The sequence below is a fragment of the Nonomuraea sp. MG754425 genome (assembly GCF_021699195.1).
Lineage (GTDB): Bacteria > Actinomycetota > Actinomycetes > Streptosporangiales > Streptosporangiaceae > Nonomuraea.
The window spans coordinates 48,555-73,893 of sequence record NZ_SSXE01000012.1 but is presented as its reverse complement, the minus strand read 5'-3'; the positions used below and the strand labels follow the sequence as shown (position 1 = coordinate 73,893).

At 71.8% G+C, this 25,339-nt stretch carries 25 protein-coding genes; 16 read left to right on the top strand and 9 right to left on the bottom strand.

Annotated features, from left to right (window positions below; translation table 11 throughout):
* Position 1: 1 nt before the first annotated feature.
* From FAF44_RS06575 to FAF44_RS06535, 9 genes are all read left to right on the top strand, one after another.
* Entirely contained in the window at positions 2 to 853 is an 852-nt protein-coding gene (locus tag FAF44_RS06575; RefSeq protein WP_237102126.1) for a type II secretion system F family protein, read from the top strand.
* Positions 854 to 882: 29 nt separating this feature from the next.
* Positions 883 to 1,806 (top strand): type II secretion system F family protein, encoded by a 924-nt coding sequence (locus tag FAF44_RS06570; RefSeq protein WP_237102125.1) that lies wholly within the window; start codon positions 883 to 885, stop codon positions 1,804 to 1,806.
* A complete protein-coding gene (locus FAF44_RS06565) occupies positions 1,803 to 2,039 on the top strand; it encodes a hypothetical protein (RefSeq protein WP_237102124.1) in 237 nt (78 codons plus the stop codon). Before FAF44_RS06570 ends, FAF44_RS06565 begins: the two co-directional genes overlap by 4 nt.
* Positions 2,036 to 2,467 carry a TadE/TadG family type IV pilus assembly protein gene (locus FAF44_RS06560; protein WP_237102123.1) on the top strand — a complete coding sequence of 144 codons (432 nt, stop codon included), beginning with the start codon at positions 2,036 to 2,038 and terminating at the stop codon, positions 2,465 to 2,467. The genes FAF44_RS06565 and FAF44_RS06560 overlap by 4 nt, the downstream gene beginning before the upstream one ends.
* A 14-nt stretch (positions 2,468 to 2,481) precedes the next feature.
* On the top strand, positions 2,482 to 2,850 hold the full coding sequence (locus FAF44_RS06555; protein ID WP_237102122.1) for a TadE/TadG family type IV pilus assembly protein: 369 nt from the start codon (positions 2,482 to 2,484) through the stop codon (positions 2,848 to 2,850).
* Positions 2,847 to 3,260, top strand: a complete 414-nt coding sequence (locus FAF44_RS06550) for a TadE/TadG family type IV pilus assembly protein (RefSeq protein WP_237102121.1) — start codon at positions 2,847 to 2,849, stop codon at positions 3,258 to 3,260. The genes FAF44_RS06555 and FAF44_RS06550 overlap by 4 nt, the downstream gene beginning before the upstream one ends.
* Before the next feature lie 114 nt (positions 3,261 to 3,374).
* Positions 3,375 to 6,338 carry a BTAD domain-containing putative transcriptional regulator gene (locus tag FAF44_RS06545; protein WP_237102120.1) on the top strand — a complete coding sequence of 988 codons (2,964 nt, stop codon included), beginning with the start codon at positions 3,375 to 3,377 and terminating at the stop codon, positions 6,336 to 6,338.
* On the top strand, positions 6,335 to 6,943 hold the full coding sequence (locus FAF44_RS06540; RefSeq protein WP_237102119.1) for a hypothetical protein: 609 nt from the start codon (positions 6,335 to 6,337) through the stop codon (positions 6,941 to 6,943). Before FAF44_RS06545 ends, FAF44_RS06540 begins: the two co-directional genes overlap by 4 nt.
* A complete protein-coding gene (locus FAF44_RS06535; protein ID WP_237102118.1) occupies positions 6,940 to 7,881 on the top strand; it encodes a hypothetical protein in 942 nt (313 codons plus the stop codon). Before FAF44_RS06540 ends, FAF44_RS06535 begins: the two co-directional genes overlap by 4 nt.
* Positions 7,882 to 7,969: 88 nt before the next feature.
* Here the strand turns inward: FAF44_RS06535 and FAF44_RS06530 are convergent, their stop codons facing one another.
* Positions 7,970 to 8,401: a MarR family winged helix-turn-helix transcriptional regulator gene (locus FAF44_RS06530; RefSeq protein ID WP_237102117.1), complete on the bottom strand. Its 432-nt coding sequence runs from the start codon at positions 8,399 to 8,401 to the stop codon at positions 7,970 to 7,972.
* A gap of 90 nt (positions 8,402 to 8,491) precedes the next feature.
* Between FAF44_RS06530 and FAF44_RS06525 the strand changes: the two genes are divergently transcribed.
* Entirely contained in the window at positions 8,492 to 9,646 is a 1,155-nt protein-coding gene (locus tag FAF44_RS06525; RefSeq protein ID WP_237102116.1) for an MFS transporter, read from the top strand.
* A 372-nt stretch (positions 9,647 to 10,018) separates the two neighbouring features.
* Here the strand turns inward: FAF44_RS06525 and FAF44_RS06520 are convergent, their stop codons facing one another.
* The 6 genes from FAF44_RS06520 to FAF44_RS06495 form a co-directional block, all read right to left on the bottom strand.
* Positions 10,019 to 10,879 carry a hypothetical protein gene (locus tag FAF44_RS06520; protein ID WP_237102115.1) on the bottom strand — a complete coding sequence of 287 codons (861 nt, stop codon included), beginning with the start codon at positions 10,877 to 10,879 and terminating at the stop codon, positions 10,019 to 10,021.
* A 31-nt stretch (positions 10,880 to 10,910) separates the two neighbouring features.
* Positions 10,911 to 11,423: a methylated-DNA--[protein]-cysteine S-methyltransferase gene (locus FAF44_RS06515; protein WP_237102114.1), complete on the bottom strand. Its 513-nt coding sequence runs from the start codon at positions 11,421 to 11,423 to the stop codon at positions 10,911 to 10,913.
* Positions 11,420 to 12,820, bottom strand: coding sequence for an AlkA N-terminal domain-containing protein (locus FAF44_RS06510; RefSeq protein WP_237102113.1), 1,401 nt, complete (start codon positions 12,818 to 12,820; stop codon positions 11,420 to 11,422). Before FAF44_RS06510 ends, FAF44_RS06515 begins: the two co-directional genes overlap by 4 nt.
* A gap of 108 nt (positions 12,821 to 12,928) precedes the next feature.
* A complete protein-coding gene (locus tag FAF44_RS06505) occupies positions 12,929 to 13,870 on the bottom strand; it encodes an NYN domain-containing protein (RefSeq protein ID WP_125632505.1) in 942 nt (313 codons plus the stop codon).
* A gap of 107 nt (positions 13,871 to 13,977) precedes the next feature.
* On the bottom strand, positions 13,978 to 14,181 hold the full coding sequence (locus FAF44_RS06500; protein ID WP_237102112.1) for an acyl-CoA carboxylase subunit epsilon: 204 nt from the start codon (positions 14,179 to 14,181) through the stop codon (positions 13,978 to 13,980).
* Complete coding sequence (locus FAF44_RS06495) at positions 14,178 to 15,764, bottom strand: acyl-CoA carboxylase subunit beta (RefSeq protein WP_237102111.1); 1,587 nt, start codon at positions 15,762 to 15,764, stop codon at positions 14,178 to 14,180. The genes FAF44_RS06500 and FAF44_RS06495 overlap by 4 nt, the downstream gene beginning before the upstream one ends.
* Before the next feature lie 36 nt (positions 15,765 to 15,800).
* Here FAF44_RS06495 and FAF44_RS06490 point away from each other — a divergent pair, with 36 nt between their 5' ends.
* The 3 genes from FAF44_RS06490 to FAF44_RS06480 are packed head-to-tail and all read left to right on the top strand — an operon-like array spanning position 15,801 to position 20,832.
* Positions 15,801 to 16,586, top strand: coding sequence for an ABC transporter ATP-binding protein (locus tag FAF44_RS06490; RefSeq protein WP_237102110.1), 786 nt, complete (start codon positions 15,801 to 15,803; stop codon positions 16,584 to 16,586).
* The gene (locus tag FAF44_RS06485) at positions 16,583 to 18,154 is read left to right on the top strand and encodes a hypothetical protein (RefSeq protein ID WP_237102109.1); all 1,572 of its coding nucleotides are present in this window, start codon (positions 16,583 to 16,585) and stop codon (positions 18,152 to 18,154) included. The genes FAF44_RS06490 and FAF44_RS06485 overlap by 4 nt, the downstream gene beginning before the upstream one ends.
* Before the next feature lie 56 nt (positions 18,155 to 18,210).
* Positions 18,211 to 20,832 carry a phosphoenolpyruvate carboxylase gene (locus tag FAF44_RS06480; protein WP_237102108.1) on the top strand — a complete coding sequence of 874 codons (2,622 nt, stop codon included), beginning with the start codon at positions 18,211 to 18,213 and terminating at the stop codon, positions 20,830 to 20,832.
* Positions 20,833 to 20,874: 42 nt separating this feature from the next.
* On the opposite strand, the gene FAF44_RS06475 is transcribed toward FAF44_RS06480, so the two are convergent.
* A complete protein-coding gene (locus FAF44_RS06475) occupies positions 20,875 to 21,957 on the bottom strand; it encodes an epoxide hydrolase family protein (RefSeq protein WP_237102107.1) in 1,083 nt (360 codons plus the stop codon).
* Positions 21,958 to 22,037: 80 nt separating this feature from the next.
* Positions 22,038 to 22,877, bottom strand: a complete 840-nt coding sequence (gene fdhD / locus FAF44_RS06470; protein ID WP_237102106.1) for a formate dehydrogenase accessory sulfurtransferase FdhD — start codon at positions 22,875 to 22,877, stop codon at positions 22,038 to 22,040.
* Between the two features lie 49 nt (positions 22,878 to 22,926).
* Between fdhD and FAF44_RS06465 the strand changes: the two genes are divergently transcribed.
* The 3 genes from FAF44_RS06465 to FAF44_RS06455 all read left to right on the top strand — a co-directional run bounded on the left by FAF44_RS06465 (position 22,927) and on the right by FAF44_RS06455 (position 25,339).
* Entirely contained in the window at positions 22,927 to 23,748 is an 822-nt protein-coding gene (locus tag FAF44_RS06465; protein WP_237102105.1) for a biotin--[acetyl-CoA-carboxylase] ligase, read from the top strand.
* Between the two features lie 134 nt (positions 23,749 to 23,882).
* Positions 23,883 to 24,353, top strand: a complete 471-nt coding sequence (locus FAF44_RS06460) for a PH domain-containing protein (protein ID WP_237102104.1) — start codon at positions 23,883 to 23,885, stop codon at positions 24,351 to 24,353.
* 14 nt (positions 24,354 to 24,367) lie between these two features.
* The gene (locus FAF44_RS06455) at positions 24,368 to 25,339 is read left to right on the top strand and encodes an adenylate/guanylate cyclase domain-containing protein (RefSeq protein WP_237102103.1); all 972 of its coding nucleotides are present in this window, start codon (positions 24,368 to 24,370) and stop codon (positions 25,337 to 25,339) included.

Below are 25,339 nucleotides of genomic sequence, written 5' to 3'. Positions count from 1 at the left end.
CATGCCGTTCACGTTCGACCCGTTGGCGCTGCTGGCCGGCGCGTGCGCAGGCGGCGGCCTGTTCCTGTTCGTCCTGGCCCTGTACGGCCTGCGCCCCCGCCCCACCCGGCCGAAGAGCGACCTGATCAAACTGCTGACCACCCGCGCGGCCGTCGCCGCGGTGGCCGCCGGCCTGGTCCTGATCATCACCGGCTGGCCGGTCATGGCGGTGGGCACGGTGCTGCTCGTGTTCGCCTGGCGCGGGCTGTCGGGCGGCGCGGGCGAGGAGCGCGCCGCCATGCGCCGCCTGGAAGGGCTGGCCGCCTGGACCGAGTCGCTGCGCGACACGATCGCCGGCGCCGCCGGACTCGAACAGGCCATCCCGTCGTCCATCAGGGCCGCCGCGCCCATGCTCAGGCCGCACCTGCGCGCCCTCATCGACCGGCTGCACACCAGGATGGCGCTGCCGGACGCGCTGGCCCGCTTCGCCGACGAACTCGACGACCCCTCGGCCGACCTCGTCGTGGCCGCGCTCATCCTCAACTCCCGACTGCGCGGCCCCGGCCTGCGCGACGTGCTCGGCGCGCTGGCCGTCTCGGCCCGTGAGGAACTCGACATGCGCCGCCGCGTCGAGGCCGAACGCCGCTCGACCCGGCGCAGCGTGCAGATCGTGGTGATCACCGCGCTGGTCTTCGCCGGGATCCTCGTGCTGTTCAACCCCGAGTACGTCAAGGAGTACGAGGGCTACCTCGGCCAGGCCGTGCTGGTGGTCGTGGCCGGGCTGTTCGGGGCCGGGTTCGCCTGGATGCGGCGGCTGGCCCGATTCGACAAGCCCACGCGGCTGCTCATGGGAGGAGGCGGCGGCGATGGCTGAACACCCGCTCGCGCCAGGAGGTGGTCGTCATGGTTGAGGGCGCGCTGGCCGGCGCGGTGCTCGGGCTCGGCCTGTTCGTGCTGCTGCGGGCGATCTTCCCGGCCCGTCCCGGGCTGGTGGCCCGGCTGCTCGCGCTCGACGCCGTACGCGAGGACACGGGCGCGCCCCGCATCCAGCTCGCGCTGCCCGACGAGGAGGTCAGCGCGTTCCGCCGCGGCCTCGGCGCCCGGATGGCCCGCCTGTACGGGGCGCGCGGCTGGGAGGTGCGCTCGATCCGGTCGGACCTGGCCCTGCTCGGCCGCTCGTTCGAGGCGTTCCTGGCCACCAAGGTGCTGCTCGGGGTCAGCGGCCTGCTCGCCTTCCCGCTGCTGCTGGGCTGGCTGGTGCTCATGGAGTGGGGCGTCTCCCTGGCCATCCCGTTCTGGACCGCGCTGCTCGTGGCCCTCGTCTTCTTCTTCCTGCCCGACCTGCAGGTCAAGCGGGACGCGGCGGCCATGCGGCGCGACTTCCGTCACGTCGTCGGAGCCTTCCTCGACCTCGTCTCCATGAACCTGGCCGGTGGCCGTGGCGTCCCCGAGGCCCTGATGATGGCCGTCTCGGTCAGCGGCGAGCAGCCCAACTGGGCGATGGGCCGCATCCGCGAGGCCCTGCGCGGCGCGCGCATCGTCGGCATCACCCCGTGGCAGGCGCTGGGCCAGCTCGGCGAGGAGATCAACGTCGACGAGCTGCGCGACCTGTCCGCCGCGCTCGGCCTGGTGGCCGACGACGGCGCCAAAGTACGTGCCTCGCTCACCGCCAGGGCCGCGACCCTGCGCCGCCGTGAGCTGGCCGAGATCGAGGGCCGGGCGGGCGAGCGTTCCCAGTCGATGCTGGTGGCCCAGCTCCTGCTCTGCGCCGGTTTTGTGATCTTTCTCAGCTATCCCGCCGCGATGAAGATGTTGGGGGTCTCGTGAATCATCCCTGGATCGTCTACCTCACTGCCTGCCTGGGCGAGCGCGTACGCCGGGCCCGCACCGCGCCCACCAGGGGCGCCTCCGCCGTCGAATGGGTGATCATCACCGCGATCATCGCGGGCGTCGCGCTCGGCCTGGCCACGCTGATCAGGAGCCTGGTCGAGCAGCAGCAGGGCAACCTTGAGCAGACCTTCGGCGGCGGAGGCGGCGAAGGCGGTGGCGGCAACCCGTGAGAGCCCGGCCGCCTCGGGACGAGCGCGGCGCGACGGTGATCGAACTGGCCCTGCTCATGCCGGTCATCCTCGCGACCGTGCTGCTCATCGTGCAGGTCGCGCTCTGGTTCCACGCCCGCGAGGTGGCCGAGGCGGCGGCCAGGGAAGGGGCCCGCGTGGCCAGGGCGGCGCCGTTCGACTCGGGCGACTGGCCGGGCGCGGCCACCGGCAAGGCCACCGAGATCATCCGTGCCGTCGGGCCCCGGCTGCTCCAGGAGGCCACCGCCACGACCGCGGAGAAGGAGCCCGACGAACGCTTCGTCACCGTGACCGGCAGCGCCGTGCAGGTCATCCCGCTGCTACCCGACCTCGCCTTCACGATCACCGCCACCGCGGGCGGGCCCGTCGAGTGCTTCCGTCCCGACAACGGCGGCGAGGACTGCGAATGAACGAGCGGGGTTCGATGGCTGTGGAGACCGTCATGCTGGCCCCGGTCTTCCTGCTCTTCCTGCTGTTCCTGGCCGGCGCGGGGGTGCTGGTCGAGACGCAGGGCCGGGTGAACGGGACGGCCCGCGACGCCGCCAGGGCCGCCTCCGTGCAGCGCTCGCTGGACGACGCCGAGTCCGCCGCGCAGACCATCACGTCGAACGCGCTGGACGGGCGTTGCGGGTCCGCCGCGGTCTCCCTGGACGGCTCCGAATGGGAGCAGGGCGGCCAGGTGCTGGCCGAGGTGACTTGCGAGCTCGACCTCGCCTTCCTCGGCTTCGGCGGCACCAAGGAGCTGACGGGGACGGCCGTGGTGCCGCTCGAACAGTTCAGGAGGATCGAATGAGGGACGGCGAGCGCGGCTCCATGTCGGTGTTCACCGTGCTGTTCTCGGTGGTCGTGTTCCTGCTGGCCGGGCTGCTGGTGGACGGCGGCTCGGCGATCAACGCCCGGCTGCGCGCCGCCGACGTGGCCGAGCAGGCCGCCCGCGCCGGGGCCGACGAGCTCGACGTCGATCACCTCCGCGAAACGGGGGAGGCGCGGCTGCTCGGCGAGGCGCAGGTGTGCTCCAGAGCGGACGAGATCGTCGCGGCGCAGGGCGACGACGTGGCCTCCGGCGAGTGCGCGGTCGGCCAGGGCCAGGCGCAGGTGACGGTGACCGTGTCGGTGCGCTGGGAGGCGTTCTTCCTGAGCGCGATCGGCTTCTCCGGCTCCGAGATGACCGGCGAGGCGAGCGCGGCCCCCGAAGCGAGATAGCCCGACACAGGACAGCCCGCGGCGAGTTGGCCGAAGCGAGACAGACCGAATCCCGTCACTCGATGGAGTGCGGGGATGCCAGAGACAAGACGCTGGACCGGGAAAGGAGAGGCGATGCCGACGCGAGAGCCCGCGCGTTCACACGGACGGCACGTTCCCGCGCGCGTTCCGGCCAGGCGCCGGTTCGGCGACGTGCTCGCCGGGATCGGGGCGCTGGTCGTGCTGGTGGCGCTGGTGGGCGGGGTGCCGTACGCGCTGCTCTCGTTCGTCGGCCCGCCGGTCGCGCCCGAACTGCTCGACCCCCAGGTGCTCACCGGCCAGGTGGGGCCGTCCACGATCATGGCGGTGCTGGTGCTGCTGGTCTGGGGGGCCTGGTTCCAGCTCTTCGTGTGCGTGCTGGTCGAGGTGTACGCCGGGGTCCGCCGCGTCGGCATGCCCGCCAGGGTGCCGATGTCCGGCGGGATGCAGTTCCTGGCCAACAAGCTCGTCTCGGCGGTGCTGCTGCTGTTCACGGCCGGGGCGATGGTGGTGCCGCTGGTGAAACTGGCGCCCACGCCCGCCGCGCCGCCGGTGACGGCGGTCGCGTACTCGGCGCCGATCGTCGAGCAGACGCTGGAGACGCCCAAGACCAAGAAGGTGTACGTGGTGCAGCCGCCACACGGCCGGCACCACGAGAGCCTGTGGGAGATCGCCGAGAAGTGCCTGGGCGACGGCCGCCGCTATCCCGAGATCTACCGGCTCAACCAGGCCAGGGAGCAGCCCGACGGCACCCGGCTGCGGATGGCCGACCTGATCAGGCCCGGCTGGGTGCTCGACATGCCGGACGACGCCCGGCACGTCCACATCGTGCCGGTGAACCAGCCCCGCGAGCAGACCCTGCGCGAGCACCCGGGCCGCGCGCACGTGGACCGGGACGCCGGACGGGCCGAGACGACTCCCGGAAGGCATGCCGAACGGCCCGAGAGCACCGAGCGCGACAGTAAGCGGGAGCAGGGCGAGGCCAAGCACCGCCAGCCCGCCCCGCAGGAGAGCGAGACCGCCGACCGTCAGGACGAGCCCCCAGGGGACCGGCAGGTCATCATGGAGCCCCAGGGCGACCTGACCCAGTACCTCGGCGCCGCCTCGCTGGCCGCCGCCGGGCTGCTGATCGTGCTGGCCAGGCGGCGCAGGGAGCAGCTCTGGCGCCGGGTGTTCGGCCGCCGGATCGCCCGCCCGCGCGACGACGCCGCCCAGGCCGAGATCGCGCTGCGGCTCGGCTCCGACGCGCCGGGCGCCCGCGTCCTGGACGTCGGGCTGCGCACGCTCGGCGCGGGACTGGCCGCCCAGCACCGCACGCCGCCCATCGTGTACGGGGCCCACCTGTCGGCCCGCTCGCTCGACCTGTGGATCCACCCTCCGGACGGCGACCCGCCCGCCCCGTGGACGGCGGCCGACGGCGGCCAGATCTGGCGGCTCCCCGCCCACGAGGCCCGCCTCCTGCCCGACCCCCGGACCCAGCCAGGCACGACCACCCCGGACCCCCGGGCCAGGCCAGGAGCCATGCCGTATCCCGGAGGCGCTGTGGATGCCACACCGGACCCGCGGACCCGTCCGGGCCGGGACCCGTACGCCGGCCACCGGGCGCGGCCGGAGGAGCCGCCGGTCCCCGAGGCTCGCGTGCGGCCCGCCGGAGCGCCGCAGCTCGACGGCCGCCTCCAGCCGGGCGGAGCGCCGTACCCCGGGCTCGTCTCCATCGGCACGGACGCCGGCGGGCGGGTGCTGATCGACCTGGAGGCCGCCCAGGGCCTGATCAACGTGCGCGGCCCGCAGACCACGGCCGCACTGGCCGCGCTCGCGGTCGAGCTGGCCACGAACCTGTGGTCCGACCGCATGCGCCTCACGCTCGTCGGCTTCGGCGAGGAGCTGACCGCCATCGCGCCGGGCCGCGTCCGGGCGGTCGGCGGCCTGGCCGAGGTGCTGCCCGAACTGGAGGCCGGCGCCGCCCCGCGCGACGAGGTGCTGACCGGCCGCATCACCGGCAGCCCGCGCAGCGCCCACTACCTGCTGTCCGCCGTCGCGCCCACGCACGAGGAGGCCCGCCGCCTGGCGCTGCTGGCCCGCCGGGACACCGCCGGCTACGTGGTGGCGGGCGAGGTCCCGCACGCCACCTGGACCCTGGAGATCGGCGACGACGGCAAGGCCAGGATCGCCGAGCTGGGCTTCGAGGTGGAGGCCCAGCTCCTGCCGCGCCGCCACTACCGCGCGCTGATCGACCTGTTCCGCACCGCCGGACGCCTGGACGGCGAGGCGATCGCGGAGGCCGAACCGCTGGCCGGGCTGCACCCGCCCGCCGTCGAGATCGGCATCCTCGGCCCCGTCGAGCTGGCCGGCCTGCCTCCGCTGGAGGAGGGCAGGATGGAGCTGGCCACCGAGCTGCTGGTGTACCTCGCCACCCACGTGGGCGGCGTGCACCCCGTGGTGCTCGGCGGCGTGTTGTGGCCGCGCGGCGTCCAGGACATGGTCAGGGACGCCACGATCGCCAGGGTCGAAGAGTGGCTCGGGCCGAAGCACCTGCTCACCGACGAGTCGGGCCGGCTGCGGCTGGGGCCCGACGTGCGGACGGACTGGTCGTTGTTCCGCGAGCTGGTACGCCGCTCGCAGGGCGACCCGACGGCCAGGGCCGTCCTGCTGGAGAAGGCCCTCGGCCTGGTCAGAGGGCCGCTGCTGGCCGCCCGCGGGCCCGGCAGGTACCTCTGGCTGGCGGCCGACGACCTGGAGTACGACGTGGGCGCCGCCGTGGCCGACGCCGCCCACCAGCTCTGCGAACTGCGGCTCGCGCACGGCCAGCCGGACGCCGCCGTGGCCGCCGTACGCCAGGCGTTGCTGCTGGCCCCCGACGACGAGAGCCTCTGGCGCGACCTGCTGCGCGCCACGCACGCGACGGAGGACACCGTCCGCCTGCGCGCCGTCGTCGAGGGGCTGACCCGGCGGGCCGGCTCGCACCCGTACGGAGGCGGGATGGCCCCGGAGACCGAGGCGTTGATCGAGGAACTGCTGCCCACGTGGCGCATTCGTGTGGTGAGGGAGTCGTCGGCATGAGACGTGCGGCGGTGGTGCTGTGCCTGCTGCTGGTGGCGGGCTGTGGGACGCAGGAGCGGCCGTACCGTCCCCAGGAGGGGGGCTCGCCGGCCACGGACGGCGCGCGCGAGACCCCCACCGGGCCTGCGGAGGAGCGGCTGCCGGAGGGGACCGAGACGGTCCGGATCGCCGACGGCCTGAAGGCCCGCATCGAGTGGCCCGCGAACCCCGACCCTCTGCTGAAGGTCATGGTCGATCAGTACGTCGGCACCCGCAAGGCGGTGGCCGAGCGGCAGAGCACCTACAAGAGCGGCCTCGAACTCGACGCGGCGGTCCAGGCGAGCGAGTGGGTGGAGTCGTTCGCCACCGAGAAGTGGTCGATGCGCGGCACCGGGCGGCTGTACAACCTGCGCGTCAGCGCGCGGTTCGGCAAGGGCGCCCAGATCGACGCCTGCGTGGACGAGAGCGGGGTGCGGATGGTCTCCACCGGCACCGGCCGGGCCATCAGCCCCCAGCCCGCGTGGTTGCGCACCCCGTACGGACAGAGCGTGGCCGCCCGCCGCGGCGCCGACGGGGTCTGGCGCATCAGGTCCTACGTTCCCTCCAGAGAGAGATGCACCCGATGAAAGCGTTGCTCGCGGCTCTGCTCATGGCACCGCTGCTCCTCGACCCCGTCCCGGGCCCCGGCGAGAACACGACCCAGGAGAAGGAGCAGTCGGGCAACACCGTGGGCTGGAGGGGCAAACACACCAGCATCAGGGTAAGCGGCGACGTCAGGGGCGGCAGCGGCGACGGCTACCGCATCCCGCGCCCGTGCTGGTACGAGCCGGGGCCGACCCCCGAGGAGATGCTCCGCCAGCGCGGTGAGGGCCGCGACGCGGCGAACCGGGCGCGCATCGACGAGGAGAGCTTCCAGGCGTTCATCCGGCAGTTCAAGGACAAGATCGGGCAGGACGGACGCTGGTGGCTGCCCGCCCTCAACGAGGCCGACCCCAACGGCGTGGCCTGCTGGGCCGATCTCGAACAGTTCATCTTCGTGCCCACCGGCAACACGCCGCCCTCCGGCCTCACGATGGAGCAGCTCGCGCAGATCGCCCGCGCCGCGCTGACCGTGCCCGAGCCCACCGTCAAGCTGAACCCCGACGCCGGCAGCTACGTCAACCTGCCCACCTGGGTCTGGCTCGAAGGAGTCGGCCAGCCGCGCCGCACCGTCACGGCCGAGTTGCCCGGCGTCATGAGCGTGACGCTGGTCGCGACCCTGGAGGACATCGAGATCGACCCGGGCACGACGGCCGACCGGGCGGAGGTCACCGAGACCGGCTGCGGGAGCGCCGGCAAGCCCTACACCAAGGGCGGGACGTTCTCCTGCGGCGTGCGTTACCTGCGCTCGTCCATCGACCAGCCGCGTGAGAAGTACACGCTGACGGTCACCACCCGATGGCCGGTGGACGTCCAGAGCCAGGGCGGCGTGGTGCCGTTCCAGTTCGCGCCCGTGCAACTCGAGACCACGCGGGACGTGCAGGTCGGCGAGATCCAGAGCAACGTCACCGCTCCCGCGGAGTGACGACGTCCTCAACCCAGGACATCAACCCAGGACATCAGGGTCAGGACGTCAACCCAGGACATCAACCCAGGGCGTCAGGCTCAGGACGTCAGCTCAGGACGGCGGCGAGCGGGGCCAGCTCCGGCTGCTCCGCCGCCTCGGCCAGCACCTCCTTCAGCACGGTGTCATGCGTCGGACGTGCCTGTTCGAGCAGCGCGCGCCCGTCGGGGGTGACCTCGGAGTAGATCCCGCGCCGGTCGTCCACGCACAGGTAGCGCCGCAGCAGGTCGCGGTTCTCCAGCCGCGTCACCAGCCGCGTGGTGGCGCTCTGGCTGAGCACCACGGCCCTGGCGAGCTGCTGCATGCGCATGTGCCAGCCGTCCTGCCTGGCCAGCGCGTCGAGCACGGTGTACTCGCTCACGCTCAGCTCGTGCCCGCGCTGCAGCGCCTTCTCCAGCCGGTCCTCGATCCTGGCGTGCAGGGCCGCGAGGGTGCGCCAGCCCTGGGCGCGCGCCTCGACGGCGTCGTCGGCTAGGGGCATGTGACAGCCTCCTCAGCATAGTTGTATGGTCAGTTAGTCGGCGCGTGCAAATAATGCCTACGCTCACTAACGTCGTCTGAGGAGAATTCTATGCCTCTCGCCCTGTTCGCCCTGGCGATCAGCGCCTTCGGCATCGGAACCACGGAGTTCATCATCAACGGGCTGCTGCCCGAACTGGCCGACGACTTCGGCGTCACGATCCCGGCGGCCGGCCTGCTGGTCTCCGGGTACGCCCTCGGCGTGGCCGTCGGCGGGCCGCCGCTGACCATGCTCGGCGGGCGGTTGTCGCGCAAGACCATGCTGCTGGCCCTGATGGTGCTGTTCGTCGCGGGCAACCTGCTGTCGGCGCTGGCCCCCTCGTACGGCGTGCTCATGATCGGCCGCTTCCTGGCCGCCTTCGCCCACGGGGCGTACTTCGGGGTCGGCTCGGTCGTGGCCGCCGACCTGGTGGGGCCGCGCAGGCGGGCCAGCGCCATCGCCCTGATGTTCACCGGCCTGACGCTGGCCAACGTGCTCGGCGTGCCCCTGGGGACGTGGATCGGGCAGGCGTTCGGCTGGCGGGCCACGTTCTGGGTGGTGGTCGCCATCGGCGTCGTCGGGTTCGCCGGGGTCCTGGCCCTGGTGCCGCGCCAACCCCGGCCCTCGGGAGGCGGCCTGCTGCACGAACTCGCGACCTTCCGCAAGGCCGGCGTCTGGCTGGCGCTGGCCATGACCGTCTTCGGCTTCGCCCCGGTCTTCGCCGTCATCACGTTCATCGCGCCGATCATGACCGGCGTCGGCGGCTTCTCGCCGGGGACGGTGCCGGTGGTGATGGCGGTGTTCGGCGTCGGGCTCGTGGTCGGCAACCTGATCGGCGGCAGGCTGGCCGACCGGGCCGTCATGCCGGCCATCTACGGCTCGGTGGCCCTGCTCACGCTGCTGGCCGTGGTGGTGGCGCTGGTCTCGGCCAGCCAGATCGCCTTCGTCGTCGCGATCACCCTGTTCGGGGTGGCCGCCTTCGCGACCGTCCCGCCCCTGCAGACCCGCGTCCTGGACGCCGCCGCGGGCGCGCCCACCCTGGCCTCGGCCGCCAACATCGGCGCCTTCAACCTGGGCAACGCCATCGGCTCCTTCGCCGCCGGCCTGACCATCGACGCCGGCCTCGGCTACACGGCCCCGGCCTGGACGGCCGCCCTGCTCGGCCTCATCGGCCTCGCCGCAGCCGCCCTGGCCGGCACCCAGTCCCGCCGCCTGGCACCCGCCTGACCCGCTTCAGCCGAACAATTCGTCGACGGCGGTGACGGTGATGGCCCGGCCGATCCAGACCTCCAACGTCATCAGGTCGCTGCAGGCGAGGATGCGCTCCCGTGTCTCAACCGGGACCGGGATGCACCGTATGGTCAGGAGCCGCAGGAGGCCCTTGGCCAGGCCGCGCGCGTATCCCCGTAGGTACCCGTCCAGGTAAGCCCGCGCGTATCCCGGCGGGCGTCCCTTCGGCTGCCCCCTATCGTCGGACTTTCCACCGCCAGCGTGATGCCGAACTCGATCCACTCGCAGATGAAGGGATGCCTCGCTGCGGCTTCGATCCAGGTGATGGTGTCCCACTCCTGCCCACGCTGTTCGCGGGGCGGGTGGTTGTCAGTCGAAGAGCTCATCGACGGTGGTGATCGTGAGGATTCGGTCGATCCAGGTGTCCAGCGTCGTCTCGTCGGTGCAGGCGAGGATGCGCTCCTGCGCCTCGATCGGGACGTGGATGTTGCGCTTGTCCAGAAGCATGAGCAGCGTCTTGGCCTTGCCGTATTCGACGGCCTCGCGGATGATCGGGTTTCTCATGGCCTCTGGGATGCCGATGGGCACTTCGAGCTCCTTGAACATCTGGACGGCTTCGGGGCTGGTCAGCAGGTAGTGGACAATCGCAGAATAGCTGGCCTGCCCTTCCAGCGGATTCTTCTCGGCCTCTACCCAGGCCCGGAGCACCTTCCACGCCTCGTCGCCCCCGAGGCTGCCGTACGCGATGGCCGAGAGTGCGGCGAGTTCGGGCTCGGCTCGGGCCTGCTCGACATCGGTGATCTTGGGTACGTCGCGAAGAGTGGCGACGGCCGGGTGGAGCACCCACCCGGGATGCCCCATGTGGATGGGCTCGCGGCAGGCCGAAGCGGTGTTCCCGTCCGTGCAGAAGACGAGCAGCAGCACGGGGCACCGCTGGCGCGAGCGCAGCGTGGCCAGGTAGACGGGCCAGGTGAATTGCTTGCGCTTGTCGAATGCGCGCTGGACCTCCAGCACGACCGCCGCCACCGGCTTGCCCTCGCGGGTCAGGAGGACGACCGAGTCGGCCCGGAACTCCGCCGGCACGGTGTCGGTGAAGTCGCAGTTGCCCAGTTGGGCGTCGTCGAAGTAGGGGATCTCGATGTCCGTCACCCTGGCCAGGAGGGAGGTGGCCAGGGTGGGACGGTTGCGGACGAGCTCGATCAGGTACTCATGTTCTAATGTCGGTGACATGCCGAACACATTACCGAGTGTCGTCGAGCGATTACAAAGCGTTGACGATTCCTCCGTTTTCGTGGGCAAGAAGCCACTCTTTCACCGGAACGCCGTAGTAATACCCGCCATATCCGCCGGTCGTCGGCAGTACCCGATGGCAGGGCACGAACGGTGCGATCAGGTTCTGCGCGCAGGCCGACCCGGCCGCCCTGGCCGCCGTCCGGGGCATGCCCGCCCGCTCGGCGAGCTGCGCGTACGACACGGTCGTCCCGGCCTTCACCTCGCGCAACGTCGCGTGGAGCCGCTTGCGGGTGGGCGTGCCGGGCTGCGAGACCGGGATGGCGTCCAGGGCGTCCAGGTCGCCGTCGAAGTAGGCGCGGGTGGCCTCGGTCATGGCCCCGAGGTCGTCCACGATCGCCAGCCCTTCGGACTGCAGCGCGGGCGTGAGCCGGACGAACATGTCCTTCGGCTCGGGGGTGAAGCCGGCGGCGACGAGCACTCCCTCGCGGGACAGCAGGGCCAGCGGGCCCACCGGCGTCGGTACGAGCTGGGCAGCGATCATGAGGAACTCCAGAGGTGCAGGGCGGCGTACGCCCGCCACGGGCGCCACCGCTCGATGTGGTCGTCGGTCATGCCCAGGGCGGCCATGCGCTTGTTGAGCACGAGGTCGCCGGTGGGCCACGCGTCGGGGTCGCGTAGCGCCCGCAGCGCGATGTAGCCGGCGGTCCACGGCCCGATGCCGCGGACCTCCAGGAGCGCCGCCACCGCCTCGGCGGGGTCCTGCCCGCCGTCCAGGTCGATGCGACCGCCGGCCAGGCGGGCGGCCAGGTCCTTGAGCGTGTCGATGCGGCGGTTGGTCAGGCCGAGGCCCGTCAGGTCGGTCTCCAGGAGGTGCGCCGGGGCGGGGAAGAGGTCCCCCGGCGCGGCGGCCCTGGCGACGACGCGGCCGAGCAGCGTACGCGCGCCGGCCACCGAGATCTGCTGGCCCACCACCGCGCGCACGGCCAGCTCGAACCCGTCGAACGTCCCCGGCACCCGCAGCCCCGGCCGGGCCGCGACGAGCGGGCCGAGCGAGGTCTGGCCGAGGGTCTCGGAGATGGCCTCGGGGTCGGCGTCCAGGTCGAGGAGGCGGCGGCAGCGGGCCACGACGCGGGCGAGCTGCCGGGTGTCGGCCACGGCCACGTCCAGGGCGATGTGGTCGCGCTGGGGGGTGAGCGTGATCGTCCCGCCCGGCACGGTTCTGGCGTACGACGTACGGTCTGCCACCTCCAGGCCGGGGATCGCGCGGGAGGCGAGGAAGGCGAAGACGCCGTCCGCGTCGTACGGCTCGCGCCGGTGCAGCCGCAGCCGCAGCGTCGCGGCCTCGGTGACGGCCCCCACCGCTCGCGGCCCGGCCGTGGCGCGCAGCTCGCTCGGCGTGAAGCCGTACGTCTCCCGCATCGTCGCGTTGAACTGCCGCACGCTGCCGAACCCGGCCGCGAACGCCACGTCGGTCACCGGCAGCCCCGTCTCGGTCAGGAGCTGCTTGGCCAGCAGCAGCCGTTTCGTGCGCGCCACCGCCAGCGGCCCGACGCCCAGTTCGGCGACGAACAGCCGGTGCAGGTGCCGCTCGGTGATGTGCAGCCGCTCGGCCAGCCCAGCCACGCCCCGGTCGTCGGCCGCCCCGTCGTCGATGAGCCGCAGCGCCCGTCCGACGAGGTCGCCGCGCGCGTCCCAGCCGGGGTCGCCGGGCGACAGCTCGGGGCGGCAGCGCTTGCAGGGACGGAAGCCGGCGGCCTCCGCCGACGCCGCGTGCCGGTAGAAGCGCACGTTGCGGGACGCGGGCGTGCGCGCCGGGCAGATCGGACGGCAGTAGATGCGCGTCGTCGTCACCGCCGTGTAGAAACGTCCGTCGAACCGGGCGTCCCTGGCGGAGACGGCCCGGTAACAGGAGTCGAAATCAAGCTCGAGCGGTGACATGCCTCCGAGCGTATGTCCTACCCAAGAGGGCCGACTGGCGGAAATCAGACATCACCGTGACGGCCCCGGACAGGGGGCGCGGCGACCCCGCGCCCCGATCGCGGACGGTCACTTGGAGGAGACCCCGACCCCGAGGTCGAACTCCCGGTAGACCCGCGCCCAGAACCCGTCACGCAGCCACACCCGGGCCTCCGGGTAGGGCCGCAGCGAGTGCCCGAGCTCCTTCTCCGCCTCGATCAGCAACTCGGTGTCGATGACGGTCGGCAGGATCGGCCCCGGCAGGAGGTCGCGGATGTTGTCGCGGCCACGGGTGAGGATCCACTTCTGGGCCACGTGCTCACCGACGTCCTCCACGCGGGGTCTGCTCGGCCCCAGCTTGGCGACCTGGCCGGGTTTGGCGTGCGGTTTGACGGGCGCGCGCCCGGCGAAGACCTGCGCGGGCGAGGGAGCGGCGGCGGGCGGGGTGACCGGAACGGGTTGCGGAGCACGGCTGAAAAACGGTCTTAGGAAATCTGCGCTGATCACTTCGACGGTGTCGGACTCCCACACCAGGCGTTCGGCCTGGTTGGTGCCGTAAGGCGGTTCGACGCCCCACAGGTGGATGCGCACGCCGTACGCCTGTGCCGCCTCGACCGCCGGGACCATGTCCTCGTCACCGGCCAGCAGGATCGTGTCGGTGACCGCATGATGCCTGGCCAGAGCCTCCAGATCACTCCGGATCTGCGCGTCGACACCCTTCTGCTGACCACGGGCGTTCAGGTTGCCGAGTCGCACCTTGACCCAGGGAAGCTGAGCGATGACCCGCTGGTCGACGGTGGGCACGCGGTCACGGGCTGCGTCATACCAATAGATCCGCAGAAGTTCGCCGGAAATACGTTCCTCTGCATGTTTCTGTAGACTCTGGATGAGCTCATCGGCGGCCACCCGATATTCCTTGCGCTCCTTCGCGCCGAGCAGCACTTCACCTGCCGCAGCGTACAGATAACCGACATCCACTAGGACGGCGTACTTGGCTGCCACAGGATGCGGCATGAGGTCTGGGATGGCCATGTCGTCCTCCAGGCCGCGGTGTTAGTTGATCGGCCGACTATATACGCCTACTTTCTCTAGATAGTCCCAACTCCCGGGGAACTTGACACCCGATTCCCAGGATCTATCTAGGGTAGTGCGCTCATCCGCCATGCCGACTTCCCTGGGACGACAGGCTTACGCATAGCTCTAGCTGGGTTTCGCCATGTTTGTCTTCGCGGCGGTTGGGGAGGCGTCTCCGGTTCGGCGCGCCGGGACGCGAGGACGGCCGCCAGTGCCGCGATCTCCTCGGGCGTGGCGTCACCTTGGACAATGCGCAGATGGCCGGTCACAGCGGGATGTTCCCATGCTTCTTGGGCGGCAGTGTCTCCCGCTTGTTCCGCAGCGCCCGCAGCGCCCTGACGACTTGCGGCCGGGTTTCGGATGGCCGAATCACCGAGTCCACATAACCGCGCTCCGCCGCGATGTACGGGTTGGCCAGCGTGTCCTCGTACTCGGTGACGAGCTGCGCCCGCTCGGCGTCGGGGTCGGCGGCGGTGGCCAGGCGGCGCCGGTGCAGGATGTTGACCGCGCCCTGCGCGCCCATGACCGCGATCTGCGCGGTGGGCCAGGCGAGGTTCACGTCCGCGCCGAGGTGCTTGGAGCCCATGACGTCGTACGCGCCGCCGTACGCCTTGCGGGTGATGACCGTGATCAAGGGGACGGTGGCCTCGGCGTAGGCGTACAGGAGCTTGGCCCCGCGGCGGATGATTCCGTTCCATTCCTGATCGGTGCCGGGAAGGAAACCCGGGACATCAACAAAAGTCAGGATAGGAATATTAAAGGCATCACATGTTCGAATAAATCTGGCAGCCTTCTCGGATGCGTTGATATCTAGACATCCGGCGAAATGCATGGGCTGGTTGGCCACGACGCCCACCGGCTGGCCGTCCACCCGGCCGTACCCGACCACGATGTTCGGCGCGAACAGCGCGTGGACCTCCAGAAACTCCCCGTCGTCCAGCACGTGCTCGATCACCTGGTGCATGTCGTACGGCTGGTTCGGCGAGTCGGGGATCAGCTCATCCAGCTCGGGGTCGGGACCGAGGTCGGCGGCGGCCTCGTACATCGGGGCCTCGTCGAGGTTGTTCGACGGCAGGTAGGACAGCAGCGCCTTGACGTACTCGAGCGCGTCGTCCTCGTCGGCGGCCTGGTAGTGGGCCACGCCCGACTTGGTGTTGTGCGCGTGGGCCCCGCCGAGCTCCTCGAACGTGACCTCCTCGCCGGTCACCGTCTTGATCACGTCGGGCCCCGTGATGAACATGTGGGACGTCTGGTCCACCATCACCACGAAGTCGGTCAGCGCGGGCGAGTAGACGTGGCCGCCGGCCGCCGCGCCCATGATGAGCGAGATCTGCGGGATGACGCCGGAGGCGTGCACGTTGCGCTTGAAGATCTCCGCGTACAGGCCGAGCGCCACCACACCCTCCTGGATGCGCGCGCCGCCGCCCTCGTTGATGCCGATGATCGGGCAGCCGGTCTTGATCGCCAGGTCCAGCACCTTGACGATCTTCTCGCCGTAAACCTCGCCGAGCGAGCCGCCGAACACGGTCACGTCCTGGGAGAACACGCACACCTGCCGGCCGTCGACCGTGCCGTGGCCGGTGATGACGCCGTCGCCGTACGGCCGCCGCTCGTCGAGCCCGAACATCGTGGACCGGTGCCTGGCGAACTCGTCGAACTCCACGAACGAGCCCTCGTCCAGCAGCGACAGCACCCGCTCCCTGGCCGTCATCTTGCCCTTGGCGTGCTGCTTGTCCACCGCCGCCGCCGAGCCCGCGTGCACGGCCTCGTCGAGTCGCCGCTCAAGGTCGGCGATCTTTCCAGCGGTGGTGTGAATATCCGGCTTCTCCGGCATCGCCTCCGCAGTGCTCATGCGCGCAAGGCTAACCCCTCCTCCTAGAGTGGAGCCATGTCTGACGCGGTTCGCACCCACGGCCTGGTCAAGCGCTACGGGCAGCAGGTCGCCGTCGCGGGGGTGGACCTCGTGGTCCCGTCCGGGAGCTTCGCCGGCCTGGTCGGCCCCAATGGCGCGGGCAAGACCACCACCCTCAGCATGATCACCGGCCTGCTGCGGCCCGACGGCGGCTCCGCCGAGGTCGACGGCTTCCACGTCTGGCGCGACCCGATCGAGGTCAAGGCGCGCATCGGGGTGCTGCCCGAGGGGCTGCGCCTGTTCGAACGGCTGTCGGGGCGCGAACTGCTCGTCTACAACGGCAGGCTGCGCGGCCTGCCCAAGGCCGACGTCGAACAGCGCGCGGACGAACTGCTGGCCGTGATGGACCTGACCGGGGCCGCCGGCAAGCTCGTGGTCGACTACTCCACCGGCATGCGCAAGAAGATCGGCCTGGCCGCGGCGCTGCTGCACAACCCGTCCGTGCTCTTCCTCGACGAGCCGTTCGAGGGCGTCGACCCGGTCAGCGCCAACACGCTGACCGAGGTGCTGCGGCGCTTCACCGCCTCCGGCTCCACGGTCATCTTCTCCAGCCACGTGATGGACCTGGTCGAGCGGCTGTGCGACTGGGTGTCGGTGATGAGCGCGGGGCAGATCGTGGCGCAGGGCCCGCTCGCGGACGTACGCGGCGATCGTCCCTCGCTCAACCAGGCGTTCCTCGAACTCGTCGGCAGCTCGTCCACGGAGGGCGGGCAGAGCCTGAGCTGGCTCGGCTCCGGGCTGCCCGAGGCAGGCGAGCGATGACCACCGTCGTGCTCTTCGCCCAGCTCAAGCTGCGGCTGATGGCCGGCAACCTGCGCGGCGACCTGCAGCGCAAGATCGGCTTCGTCTTCACCCTCGTCGCCGCCGCCGGGCTGGCCGCGCTCGGCTTCTTCCTCATGAGCCTGCTGCGGCTGGCGCCCCCGGACATCGCCTCCTCGCTCGTGATCGTGGCCTTCTCCGCCTTCCTGTTCGGCTGGATGGTCGTGCCGCTGATGGCGTTCGGCCTCGACGACACGCTCGACCCGGCCAAGCTGTCGCTGTTCCCGCTGGGCACGCGGCGGCTGGCGATCGGCATGTTCACCGCGTCCGTGACCGGCGTCTGGCCGGCGGCGATGCTGATCGTCATGTTCGGCGCGCTGGTCGGGCTGGCCTCCGGCGCGGGCGGCTGGCTGCTGGGGGTGCCGGCCGTGCTGGTGCAGTTCGCGCTGTGCGTGGTGACGTCCCGGCTGATCACCACGGCGCTGTCGAGCGCGTTGCGCAGCCGGCGCGGGCGCGACGCGCTGGCCCTGGCCGCGCTGTTCGTCGTGCTGCTCGCGCAACTGCCCAACCTGCTGATGAACGGCGGGAGCGGCGACCCGGCCGCCATGCTGCACCGGATGGCGGCCGTGCTGCGCTGGACCCCGCCCGGCATGCTGGCCCACGCCATCGCCGACGGCGGCGCGCTCGCGCTGGCCGAGGTGGTGTCCGGCGCGCTGCTCGTCGTGCTGCTGGCCTGGTTGTGGATCAAGGTGCTCGGCCGCGCCCTGGTCACGTCCGACGCCTCCACCCAGGCCGCGGCCGTACGCGGGGAGAGCGGCCTGGCCGACCGGTTCCTGCCCGACGGTCCGCTGGCGGCGGTGGTGACCAAGGAGCTGAAGTACATCAGGCGCGAGCCCCGCTACCGCATGGGCTGGTTCAGCGCGCTCCTGGTCACGGTTGTGCTGTCGTTCTCGCTGACCCGCACGGGCGGGGGCGTGGCCGGGCTGCCCATCCTGCTGACCTCCCTGGCCGCGCTGCTGATCGCGATGCAGTCGGCCAACGCGTTCGGCGTCGACGGCCGCTCGTTGTGGATGAACGCCGTCGCCTTCGGCTCCGAGCGCGGCCTGGCCACCGACCTGGCCGGGCGGCACCTGGCCGGCGCGCTGATCGCGGTGCCGCTGCTGGGCGTGGTCGCGGTCGCCACCGGCCTGCTCACCGGCCATCCGGCCGCGATCCTGCCCGCGATGCTGGCGGGGTGGGGAGCGCTGGGGATCGGGTTCGGCGTGGGGTCCGTGGTCAGCGTGGTGCTGCCGTACACGATGCCCGAGCGGATGAACGCCTTCAGCGGCGCCGCGCCCGGCCAGGGCGGGGTGGCCTTCGCCTCCTCCATGGGCTCCATGATGGGGATCGCGCTGCTGACGCTGCCGTTCGTGGTGCCGCTGCTGCTCGGGTTCACCTGGGTGTGCGTGCTCGCGCCGTGCTACGGGCTGCTGATGGAGACGCTCGGCCGGCGGCTGGCCGCGCGGATCGGCTTCGCGCGGACGCCGGAACTGCTCGCGGCGGTGTCGAAACCCACCGGACCAGTGGTCTAGTCCAATACCCGAGACCGGTCTGCGGCGGCCGGAATCGACTCGGTACCCTTCGAAACATGATTGACCAGGGGCTCGAGCGTCGCAGTGCCGCCGTAACCGAGATGCCGGACGAGCTACGTCACGATGTGCGTCTGCTGGGCAAACTGCTCGGCCAGGTCCTCGCCGAACAGGGCGGCGAAGACCTGCTGGCCGATGTCGAACGTCTGCGCAAGGCGGTCATCGCCGCGCGCAGGGGTGAGATCTCGGCCGACGTGATCACCGAGATGGTCGCCGGATGGGAGATCGAGCGGGCCGTGGCCGTGGCCCGTGCGTTCACCTGCTATTTCCACCTGGCCAACCTGGCCGAGGAACACTACCGAATCCGTACGCTCCGGGAGCGCGACGCCGAGGGCAGGGTGCAGCGCGAGTCGCTGGCGCAGGCCGTGCACGAGCTGGGGCACGAGCGCGTCACCGAACTGCTGGCCGGTCTGGAGCTGCACCCGGTGCTCACCGCGCACCCGACGGAGGCGCGCAGGCGCGCCGTCGTCACCGCCATCCAGCGCGTCAGCGGCCAGCTCACCGAGTACAACGCGCCGGGCCGCGGGGCCTCCGAGCGCGCCGAGAGCAAGCGGCGCATGCTGGAGGAGATCGACCTCCTGTGGCGCACCGCCCAGCTCCGCGCGTCCAAGCTGGACCCGCTCGACGAGGTGCGCACCGCCATGGCCGCCTTCGACGAGACGCTGTTCCGCATGGTCCCGCAGGTCTACCGCTCGCTCGACGCCGCGCTCGACGAGCGCACCGGCACCCGGCCGCCGCTGGCCAGGCCGTTCATCCGGTACGGAAGCTGGATCGGCGGCGACCGCGACGGCAACCCCAACGTCACCTCCAAGGTCACCCGCGAGACCATCCAGATCCAGTCCGAGCACGTGCTGACGGCACTCGAGACCGCCTGCACCCGCATCGCCCGCACGCTCACCGCCTCCGCCCAGTTCGCGCCGTGCTCGGCGGAGCTGCGGACGTCGCTGGCGGCGGCCGTGGACGCCCACCCCGACGTGGTCTCCGAGCTGGCCACCCGCTCGCCGCGGGAGCCGCACCGGCAGTGGCTGCTGTTCGTGGCCGCGCGCATCGCCGCCACGCACCGGCGCGACCTCGACCTCGCCTACCGCTCGCCCGCCGAGCTGCTGGCCGATCTCAGGCTGGCCCAGGAGTCGCTGGCCGCCTCGGCGCCGCGGCAGGCGTACGGGGAGTTGCAGCACCTCATCTGGCAGGTGGAGACGTTCGGCTTCCACCTGGCGGAGCTGGAGGTGCGCCAGCACTCCCAGGTGCACGCGGCGGCCCTGGAGGAGCTGCGGGCCGGCGGCGAGCTGTCGGAGCGCACCGAGGAGGTCCTGGCCACGATCAGGGTGATCGGCTGGATCCAGGAACGCTTCGGCGTCACCGCCTGCTCCCGCTACGTGGTCTCCTTCACCCGCTCCGCCGACGACATCGCGGCCGTGTACGAGCTGGCCAGGCACGCGCTCGGCGAGCGCGCTCCGGTGCTCGACGTGGTGCCGCTGTTCGAGTCCGGCCAGGACCTCGCCAACTCGCCCGGCGTGCTGACCGGCATGCTCGACATCCCGGAGGTGGGGCGGCGGCTGGCCGCCACCGGGCGGCGCATGGAGATCATGCTCGGTTACTCCGACTCGGCCAAGGAACTCGGCCCCGCCGCCGCCACGCTGCGGCTGTACGAGGCGCAGGAGGCGCTGACCGCCTGGGCCGCCGAGCACGACGTACGGCTGCGCATGTTCCACGGACGGGGCGGCGCGCTGGGCCGCGGCGGCGGCCCGGCCAACCGCGCGGTGCTGGCCCAGGCCCCCGGCTCGGTCGCGGGCCGGTTCAAGGTCACCGAGCAGGGCGAGGTCATCTTCGCCCGGTACGGCCACATCGCCATCGCCCGCCGTCACCTGGAGCAGGTGGCCAACGCCGTCCTGCTGGCCTCCTCGCCCACGGTCGGCACACGCACCGCGACCGCCGCCGAACGCTTCCGCGGCCTGGCCGAGCAGGTGGCCACGGCCTCGGAGCGGGCCTATCGCGCGCTCACGGAGGCGCCGGGCTTCCCCGAGTGGTTCGGCCTGGTCAGCCCGCTGGAGGAGATCGGCGCGCTGCGGCTCGGTTCCCGCCCGGCCCGTCGCGGCCTGGGCGCGCCGCGCTCGCTGGACGACCTGCGGGCCATCCCCTGGGTCTTCGCCTGGGCCCAGACCCGCGTCAACCTGCCCGGCTGGTACGGCCTCGGCGCCGGCCTGGCCTCGGTGGACTCGCTGGACGAGCTGCGGGCGGCGTACGCGGAGTGGCCGCTGTTCAACGTGATGCTGGACAACGCGGAAATGTCGCTGGCCAAGACCGACCGCTCCATCGCCGAGCGCTATTTGGCGCTGGGCGGCAGGGAGGACTTCAGCCGGCAGGTGCTGGAGGAGTACGACCGCACCCGTGAGCTGGTGCTGCAGGTCACGGGGCATAAGCGGCTGCTGGAGAACCGCAAGGTGCTCTCGCGGGCCGTCCAGCTCCGCGACCCGTACGTGGACGCGCTGTCGCATCTCCAGCTCAGGGCCCTGCGCGCGCTGCGCACGGGCAACCCGTCGGACCAGGAGCGCGACCGGCTCTCCACGCTGCTGCTGCTGTCGGTGAACGGGGTGGCGGCCGGTCTGCAGAACACCGGCTGAGCCCGCCGGGAGCGGGGGCCGCCGGGCCGCTCCCGCTCCCGGTCAGTCGCGGTCGCGGAAGAATTCGATGATGTCCGAGGTGAGCGCCTCCGTGGCGGTATGCGCCGTGTAGTGGCCGTGGGCCGGGGCCGGCAGCGTCTTCCATGAGGTGATGCCGGTGTGGTCGCGCTCGGCGAAGCGGCGCATCGAGGTGAAGTCGCCCTCGCCCATGGCCAGCGCCGTCGGCACGGTCGTCGGCTCCTTGGGCTGCTCGGCACGCGCGTTCTCCCAGTAGAGCCGGAGCGCCGAGGCAGCCGTGCCGGTGAACCAGTGCACGGCCGCGTTCGCCACCACGAACTCGTCGTCGAGGTCCTCGTCGAAGAGCTGGGCCAGCCAGCCGACGAGGCCGGCGGGGGAGTCGGTGACGGCGTGCGCGAGCGTCTGCGGCTGCTGCGAGTGCAGCACGTTGAACGCGCCCATCTCGTTCCAGAAGCGCTCGAGGACCGCCAGCCCGGCCTGGTCCTCCTCGCTCAGGTCCGCGAACTCGGCCGGGTCGCCCGAGGGGAACGAGAAGAGCTGGGTGACGTGCACGCCCACCACGTGCTCCGGGGCGACCCTGCCGACTTCGGGGGAGATCATCGAGCCGGCGTCGTTGCCGACCGCGCCGTAGCGCTCGTAGCCGAGGCGGATCATCAGCTCGGCCCAGGCCCTGGCGATGCGCTGGTTGTTCCAGCCCAGCTCGCGGGTGGGGCCGGAGAAGCCGTAGCCGGGCAGCGACGGGATGACCAGGTGGAAGTGGCGTGACAGCGGCTCGACGGCCCTGAGGTACTCGACGATCGAGCCGGGCCAGCCGTGGGTGAGGATGAGCGCGAGCGCGTCGGGGTCGTCGTTGCGGACGTGCAGGAAGTGGATGTTCTGCCCGTCGATCTCGGTGGTGAACTGCGGATACGCGTTGAGGCCGGCCTCCAGCGCCCGCCAGTCGAACCCGTCGCGCCAGTGGCCGACCAGGCGCTTGACCCGCTCGACGCCGACGCCCTGGCCGGCGCCGGGGATCTCGTCGGCGAAGCGGGTCAGGGCGAGCCGGGCCTGGAGGTCGTCGAGGTCGCTCTGCGGGATCTCGACGCGGAAGGGGGCGATGGCGCTCATGCCGGAACTCCTTGAATGGATCGGAACGCTTTGTTCTGTTCCAGAATAGCAGAACGGAACGATTCATTCCACACTTGGTCTCAGACCGCGATCCGCTCCGCGCCCGCGTACACGTTGCAACGCTCCTCGCGCAGGAAACCCACCAGCGTCAGGCCGAACTCCCTGGCCAGCTCCACCGCCAGCGACGACGGCGCCGACACCGCGCACACCACCGGGACGCCCGCGGCCAGCGCCTTCTGCATGATCTCGTAGCTGGCCCGCCCGCTCACCACGAGCACGTGCTCGGCCAGCGGCAGCCGCCCGCCCAGCGAGGCCCAGCCGACCAGCTTGTCCACCGCGTTGTGGCGGCCCACGTCCTCGCGCGCCGCCGTGAGGGTGCCGGCGGCCGTGAACAGCCCGGCGGCGTGCAGCCCGCCCGTCTTGCCGAACACGCCCTGGGCCGCGCGCAACGCGCCGGGCAGCCCGTAGAGCTGCGACGGGGTCAGCCTGAGCCGCCCGGCCGGGACGGCCGCGCACCGGTCGCGCAGCGCGTCGAGGCTGGCCGAGCCGCAGACGCCGCACGCGCTGGAGGTGAGGAAATGGCGGTCGAGCGCGGGCAGGTCGGGCAAAGGGCCGCGCAGGCGCACCGTGACCGTGTTGTAGCGGGCCTCCGGCGGGAGGTCCTCGTCGGTGCAGTACGCGATCGAGGCGATGTCACCCGGCCCCGCCAGGCCCTCGCCGTTCAGGAACCCGGCGGCCAGCTCGAAGTCGTGCCCCGGCGTGCGCATGGTGATCGCCACCGTCTTGCGCGCGCCGTCGGGCGCGGTGAGGCGGATCTCCAGCGGCTCCTCGGTGGCGAGGTCGTCGCGTCGCTGCCTGACGGCCGAGCCGGACAACTCGGTGATCCTGGTGCGGGTGCTCGGGCCGGGACGCGTCTTCACCCCTTCATCTTGCCTCTTCCGCGCACCGGCCATCAGCGAAGATAGGGGGATGGCCGACTCACGCTACTCCGACCTCGACCGTCCGCCGCTGTCCGAGGCGGCACTCAACCGGGCGCTGGTCCGTCCGGGCTCGCTGTGGACCGGTGTCACCGTCGTCGACGCCACCGGCTCCACGAACGCCGACCTGGCCGGAACCGCCAAGGAGGGCGCTCCCGAGGGAACGGTGCTGGTCGCGGAGGCGCAGCGGGCCGGTCGCGGGCGGCTGGGCCGCGCCTGGTCGGCGCCGCCGCGCTCCGGGCTGACGTTCTCGATCCTGCTGCGGCCGGACGTGCCGGCGGTCCGGCAGGGCTGGCTGACCCTGCTGTACGGCGTGGCCGCCGCCTCGGCCGTGCGCCGCCTGGCGGAGGTCGACGTGCGCCTCAAATGGCCCAACGACCTGCTGATCGGCGAGCGCAAGCTGGCCGGGGTGCTGGCCGAGCGGGCCGACGACGCCATCGTCATCGGCATGGGCATGAACGTCACGCTCCGGCCCGACGAGCTCCCCGTCGAGACGGCCACCTCACTGGCCATCGAGGAGGCGGCCTGCCTCGACCGAGACCCGCTGCTGCGTGCCGTGCTCAGGGAGGTCGAGAGCCACTACCGCGACTGGACGCGGGCCGGGGGCGACGCGGAGGCGTCGGGGCTGCGCTCGGCCTACCTCGCCGCCAGTGCCACGGTCGGCCGCCAGGTCAGGGTCGAGCTGCCCGGCGACCAGACGCTGATCGGGCAGGCGATCGGCGTGGACGGCTTCGGGCACCTCCAGGTGGAGTCTGGCGGCCGGCGGCACACGCTGAGCGCGGGCGACGTCGTGCACGTGCGGGCCGTCGGCTGAACACCGCGACACGGAACGCCGCGATACGGGAACGTCGCAGTACGGGCACGGGAATGGCCCTCGCCGGGTGGATGGTGGCACGATTGCTGCCCATGACCCTTCCCGATCATCATCTGACGCAGGGTGAGCGTCGCGTGCGATCCTTCCATCCCCACTGGAAGCGGCTCATCGTCCCCTTCGTCGCGCTGATCCTCTTCGCCGCCGCCTCGGGCGCGGGCCTGTACTTCATCCCGGGCGACTTCGAGTACGCGAACTACGCCAGGATCGCGGTGGTCGTCGTCGGGCTCATCCTGCTCACGATCTGGTCGTTCGTGCCGTACCTGCAGTGGAAGAACACCGGCTACGTGCTCACCACCCACCGCTTCACGATCAGCACGGGCGTGCTCAACAAGTCGACCGACGAGATCCCGATCGCCAAGGTCAACACGGTGAGCTCCGACCAGACCCTCGCCGAGCGGCTGCTCGGCTGCGGCACGCTGACGGTCGAGTCGGCCGGTGACCGGGGCGAGATCGTGCTGAAGGACATCCCGAGGATCCAGGACGTGCGCACCGACCTGTTCCGGCTCGTCGAGGACGCCTCCGACGGCGAGATCGACGGGCGCTGAAGTAGCCTCCTCGGGTGAGCCAAGCCCGTCCCGGACGCCCGAGCGCCGAGGAGATCGAGCGACTGCTGATCGGCCTGCCGCCCCGGTACACGCGGGCGGAGGTCGCCGCCGAGAGCGGCGTGCCGCGCGAACTCGCCGAGCGCATCTGGCGCGCGCTCGGCTTCGCGCAGCGCGCCGACGACGCCGTCGCCTTCACCGAGGCCGACGTCAACGCGCTGCGCCGGGTCCGCCGCATGCTCGACGGCGGCCTGCTCGACGAGCAGACGGTCATCCGGATGGCCCGCGCGCTCGGCCAGACCACCGCCAGGCTGGCGCAGTGGCAGGCCGAGATCATGATCGGCACGATGTTGCCGCCCGAGCCGTCCGGGCGCGATCTCGCCTCGGTGCTCGACACCGCCCAGGGGCTGCTGCCCGACTTCGAGCACGTGCTCATCCACGTCTGGCGGGCCCAGCTCGCCGCCGCCGGCACCCGCCTGCTGGCCATCGCCGACGTCAACGACGAGCTGGTGCCGACCAGGGTGCCGATGGCGGTGGGGTTCGCGGACCTGGTGTCGTTCACCCGGCGCAGCCGCGAGCTCGCCGAGAAGGAGCTGGCCGGGCTGGTGGAGGGGTTCGAGTCGCGGGCCTCCGACGTGGTCGCCACCCACGGGGCCCGGCTGGTCAAGACGCTGGGCGACGAGGTGCTGTTCACCGCCCGGAGCCCGGAGCAGGCCGCGGCCATCGCCCTCGACCTGGTCGAGACCGAGGAACTGCGGATCGGGATGGCTTACGGCCCGGTGGTGCCGATGATGGGCGACGTCTTCGGCACGACTGTCAACCTGGCCGCCCGGCTCACGGCCATCGCCCGTCCCGGCACGATCCTGGTGGACGGCGAGCTGGCCGGCGGGATCTCCCGGGGGCCGTACGCGTTGCACAAGCTCAGACGCCGTCCGGCGAGGGGCCTCGGCGTGGTGCAGCCGTATGTCTTGCGGAGATCATCCTCCTGA

Excerpts from the sequence above, each read along its gene's own strand:
- FAF44_RS06515 (WP_237102114.1), bottom strand. The coding sequence starts at position 11,423 with ATGATCGCTGCCCAGCTCGTACCGACGCCGGTGGGCCCGCTGGCCCTG.
- FAF44_RS06530 (WP_237102117.1), bottom strand. The coding sequence starts at position 8,401 with ATGCCCCTAGCCGACGACGCCGTCGAGGCGCGCGCCCAGGGCTGGCGC.
- FAF44_RS06465 (WP_237102105.1), top strand. The coding sequence starts at position 22,927 with ATGGCCGACTCACGCTACTCCGACCTCGACCGTCCGCCGCTGTCCGAG.
- FAF44_RS06540 (WP_237102119.1), top strand. The coding sequence starts at position 6,335 with ATGAGACGTGCGGCGGTGGTGCTGTGCCTGCTGCTGGTGGCGGGCTGT.
- FAF44_RS06485 (WP_237102109.1), top strand. The coding sequence starts at position 16,583 with ATGACCACCGTCGTGCTCTTCGCCCAGCTCAAGCTGCGGCTGATGGCC.
- FAF44_RS06490 (WP_237102110.1), top strand. The coding sequence starts at position 15,801 with ATGTCTGACGCGGTTCGCACCCACGGCCTGGTCAAGCGCTACGGGCAG.
- FAF44_RS06575 (WP_237102126.1), top strand. The coding sequence starts at position 2 with ATGCCGTTCACGTTCGACCCGTTGGCGCTGCTGGCCGGCGCGTGCGCA.
- FAF44_RS06510 (WP_237102113.1), bottom strand. The coding sequence starts at position 12,820 with ATGTCACCGCTCGAGCTTGATTTCGACTCCTGTTACCGGGCCGTCTCC.
- FAF44_RS06570 (WP_237102125.1), top strand. The coding sequence starts at position 883 with ATGGTTGAGGGCGCGCTGGCCGGCGCGGTGCTCGGGCTCGGCCTGTTC.
- FAF44_RS06545 (WP_237102120.1), top strand. The coding sequence starts at position 3,375 with ATGCCGACGCGAGAGCCCGCGCGTTCACACGGACGGCACGTTCCCGCG.
- FAF44_RS06520 (WP_237102115.1), bottom strand. The coding sequence starts at position 10,879 with ATGTCACCGACATTAGAACATGAGTACCTGATCGAGCTCGTCCGCAAC.
- FAF44_RS06525 (WP_237102116.1), top strand. The coding sequence starts at position 8,492 with ATGCCTCTCGCCCTGTTCGCCCTGGCGATCAGCGCCTTCGGCATCGGA.
- FAF44_RS06475 (WP_237102107.1), bottom strand. The coding sequence starts at position 21,957 with ATGAGCGCCATCGCCCCCTTCCGCGTCGAGATCCCGCAGAGCGACCTC.
- FAF44_RS06480 (WP_237102108.1), top strand. The coding sequence starts at position 18,211 with ATGATTGACCAGGGGCTCGAGCGTCGCAGTGCCGCCGTAACCGAGATG.
- FAF44_RS06505 (WP_125632505.1), bottom strand. The coding sequence starts at position 13,870 with ATGGCCATCCCAGACCTCATGCCGCATCCTGTGGCAGCCAAGTACGCC.
- FAF44_RS06555 (WP_237102122.1), top strand. The coding sequence starts at position 2,482 with ATGGCTGTGGAGACCGTCATGCTGGCCCCGGTCTTCCTGCTCTTCCTG.
- FAF44_RS06495 (WP_237102111.1), bottom strand. The coding sequence starts at position 15,764 with ATGAGCACTGCGGAGGCGATGCCGGAGAAGCCGGATATTCACACCACC.
- FAF44_RS06550 (WP_237102121.1), top strand. The coding sequence starts at position 2,847 with ATGAGGGACGGCGAGCGCGGCTCCATGTCGGTGTTCACCGTGCTGTTC.
- FAF44_RS06535 (WP_237102118.1), top strand. The coding sequence starts at position 6,940 with ATGAAAGCGTTGCTCGCGGCTCTGCTCATGGCACCGCTGCTCCTCGAC.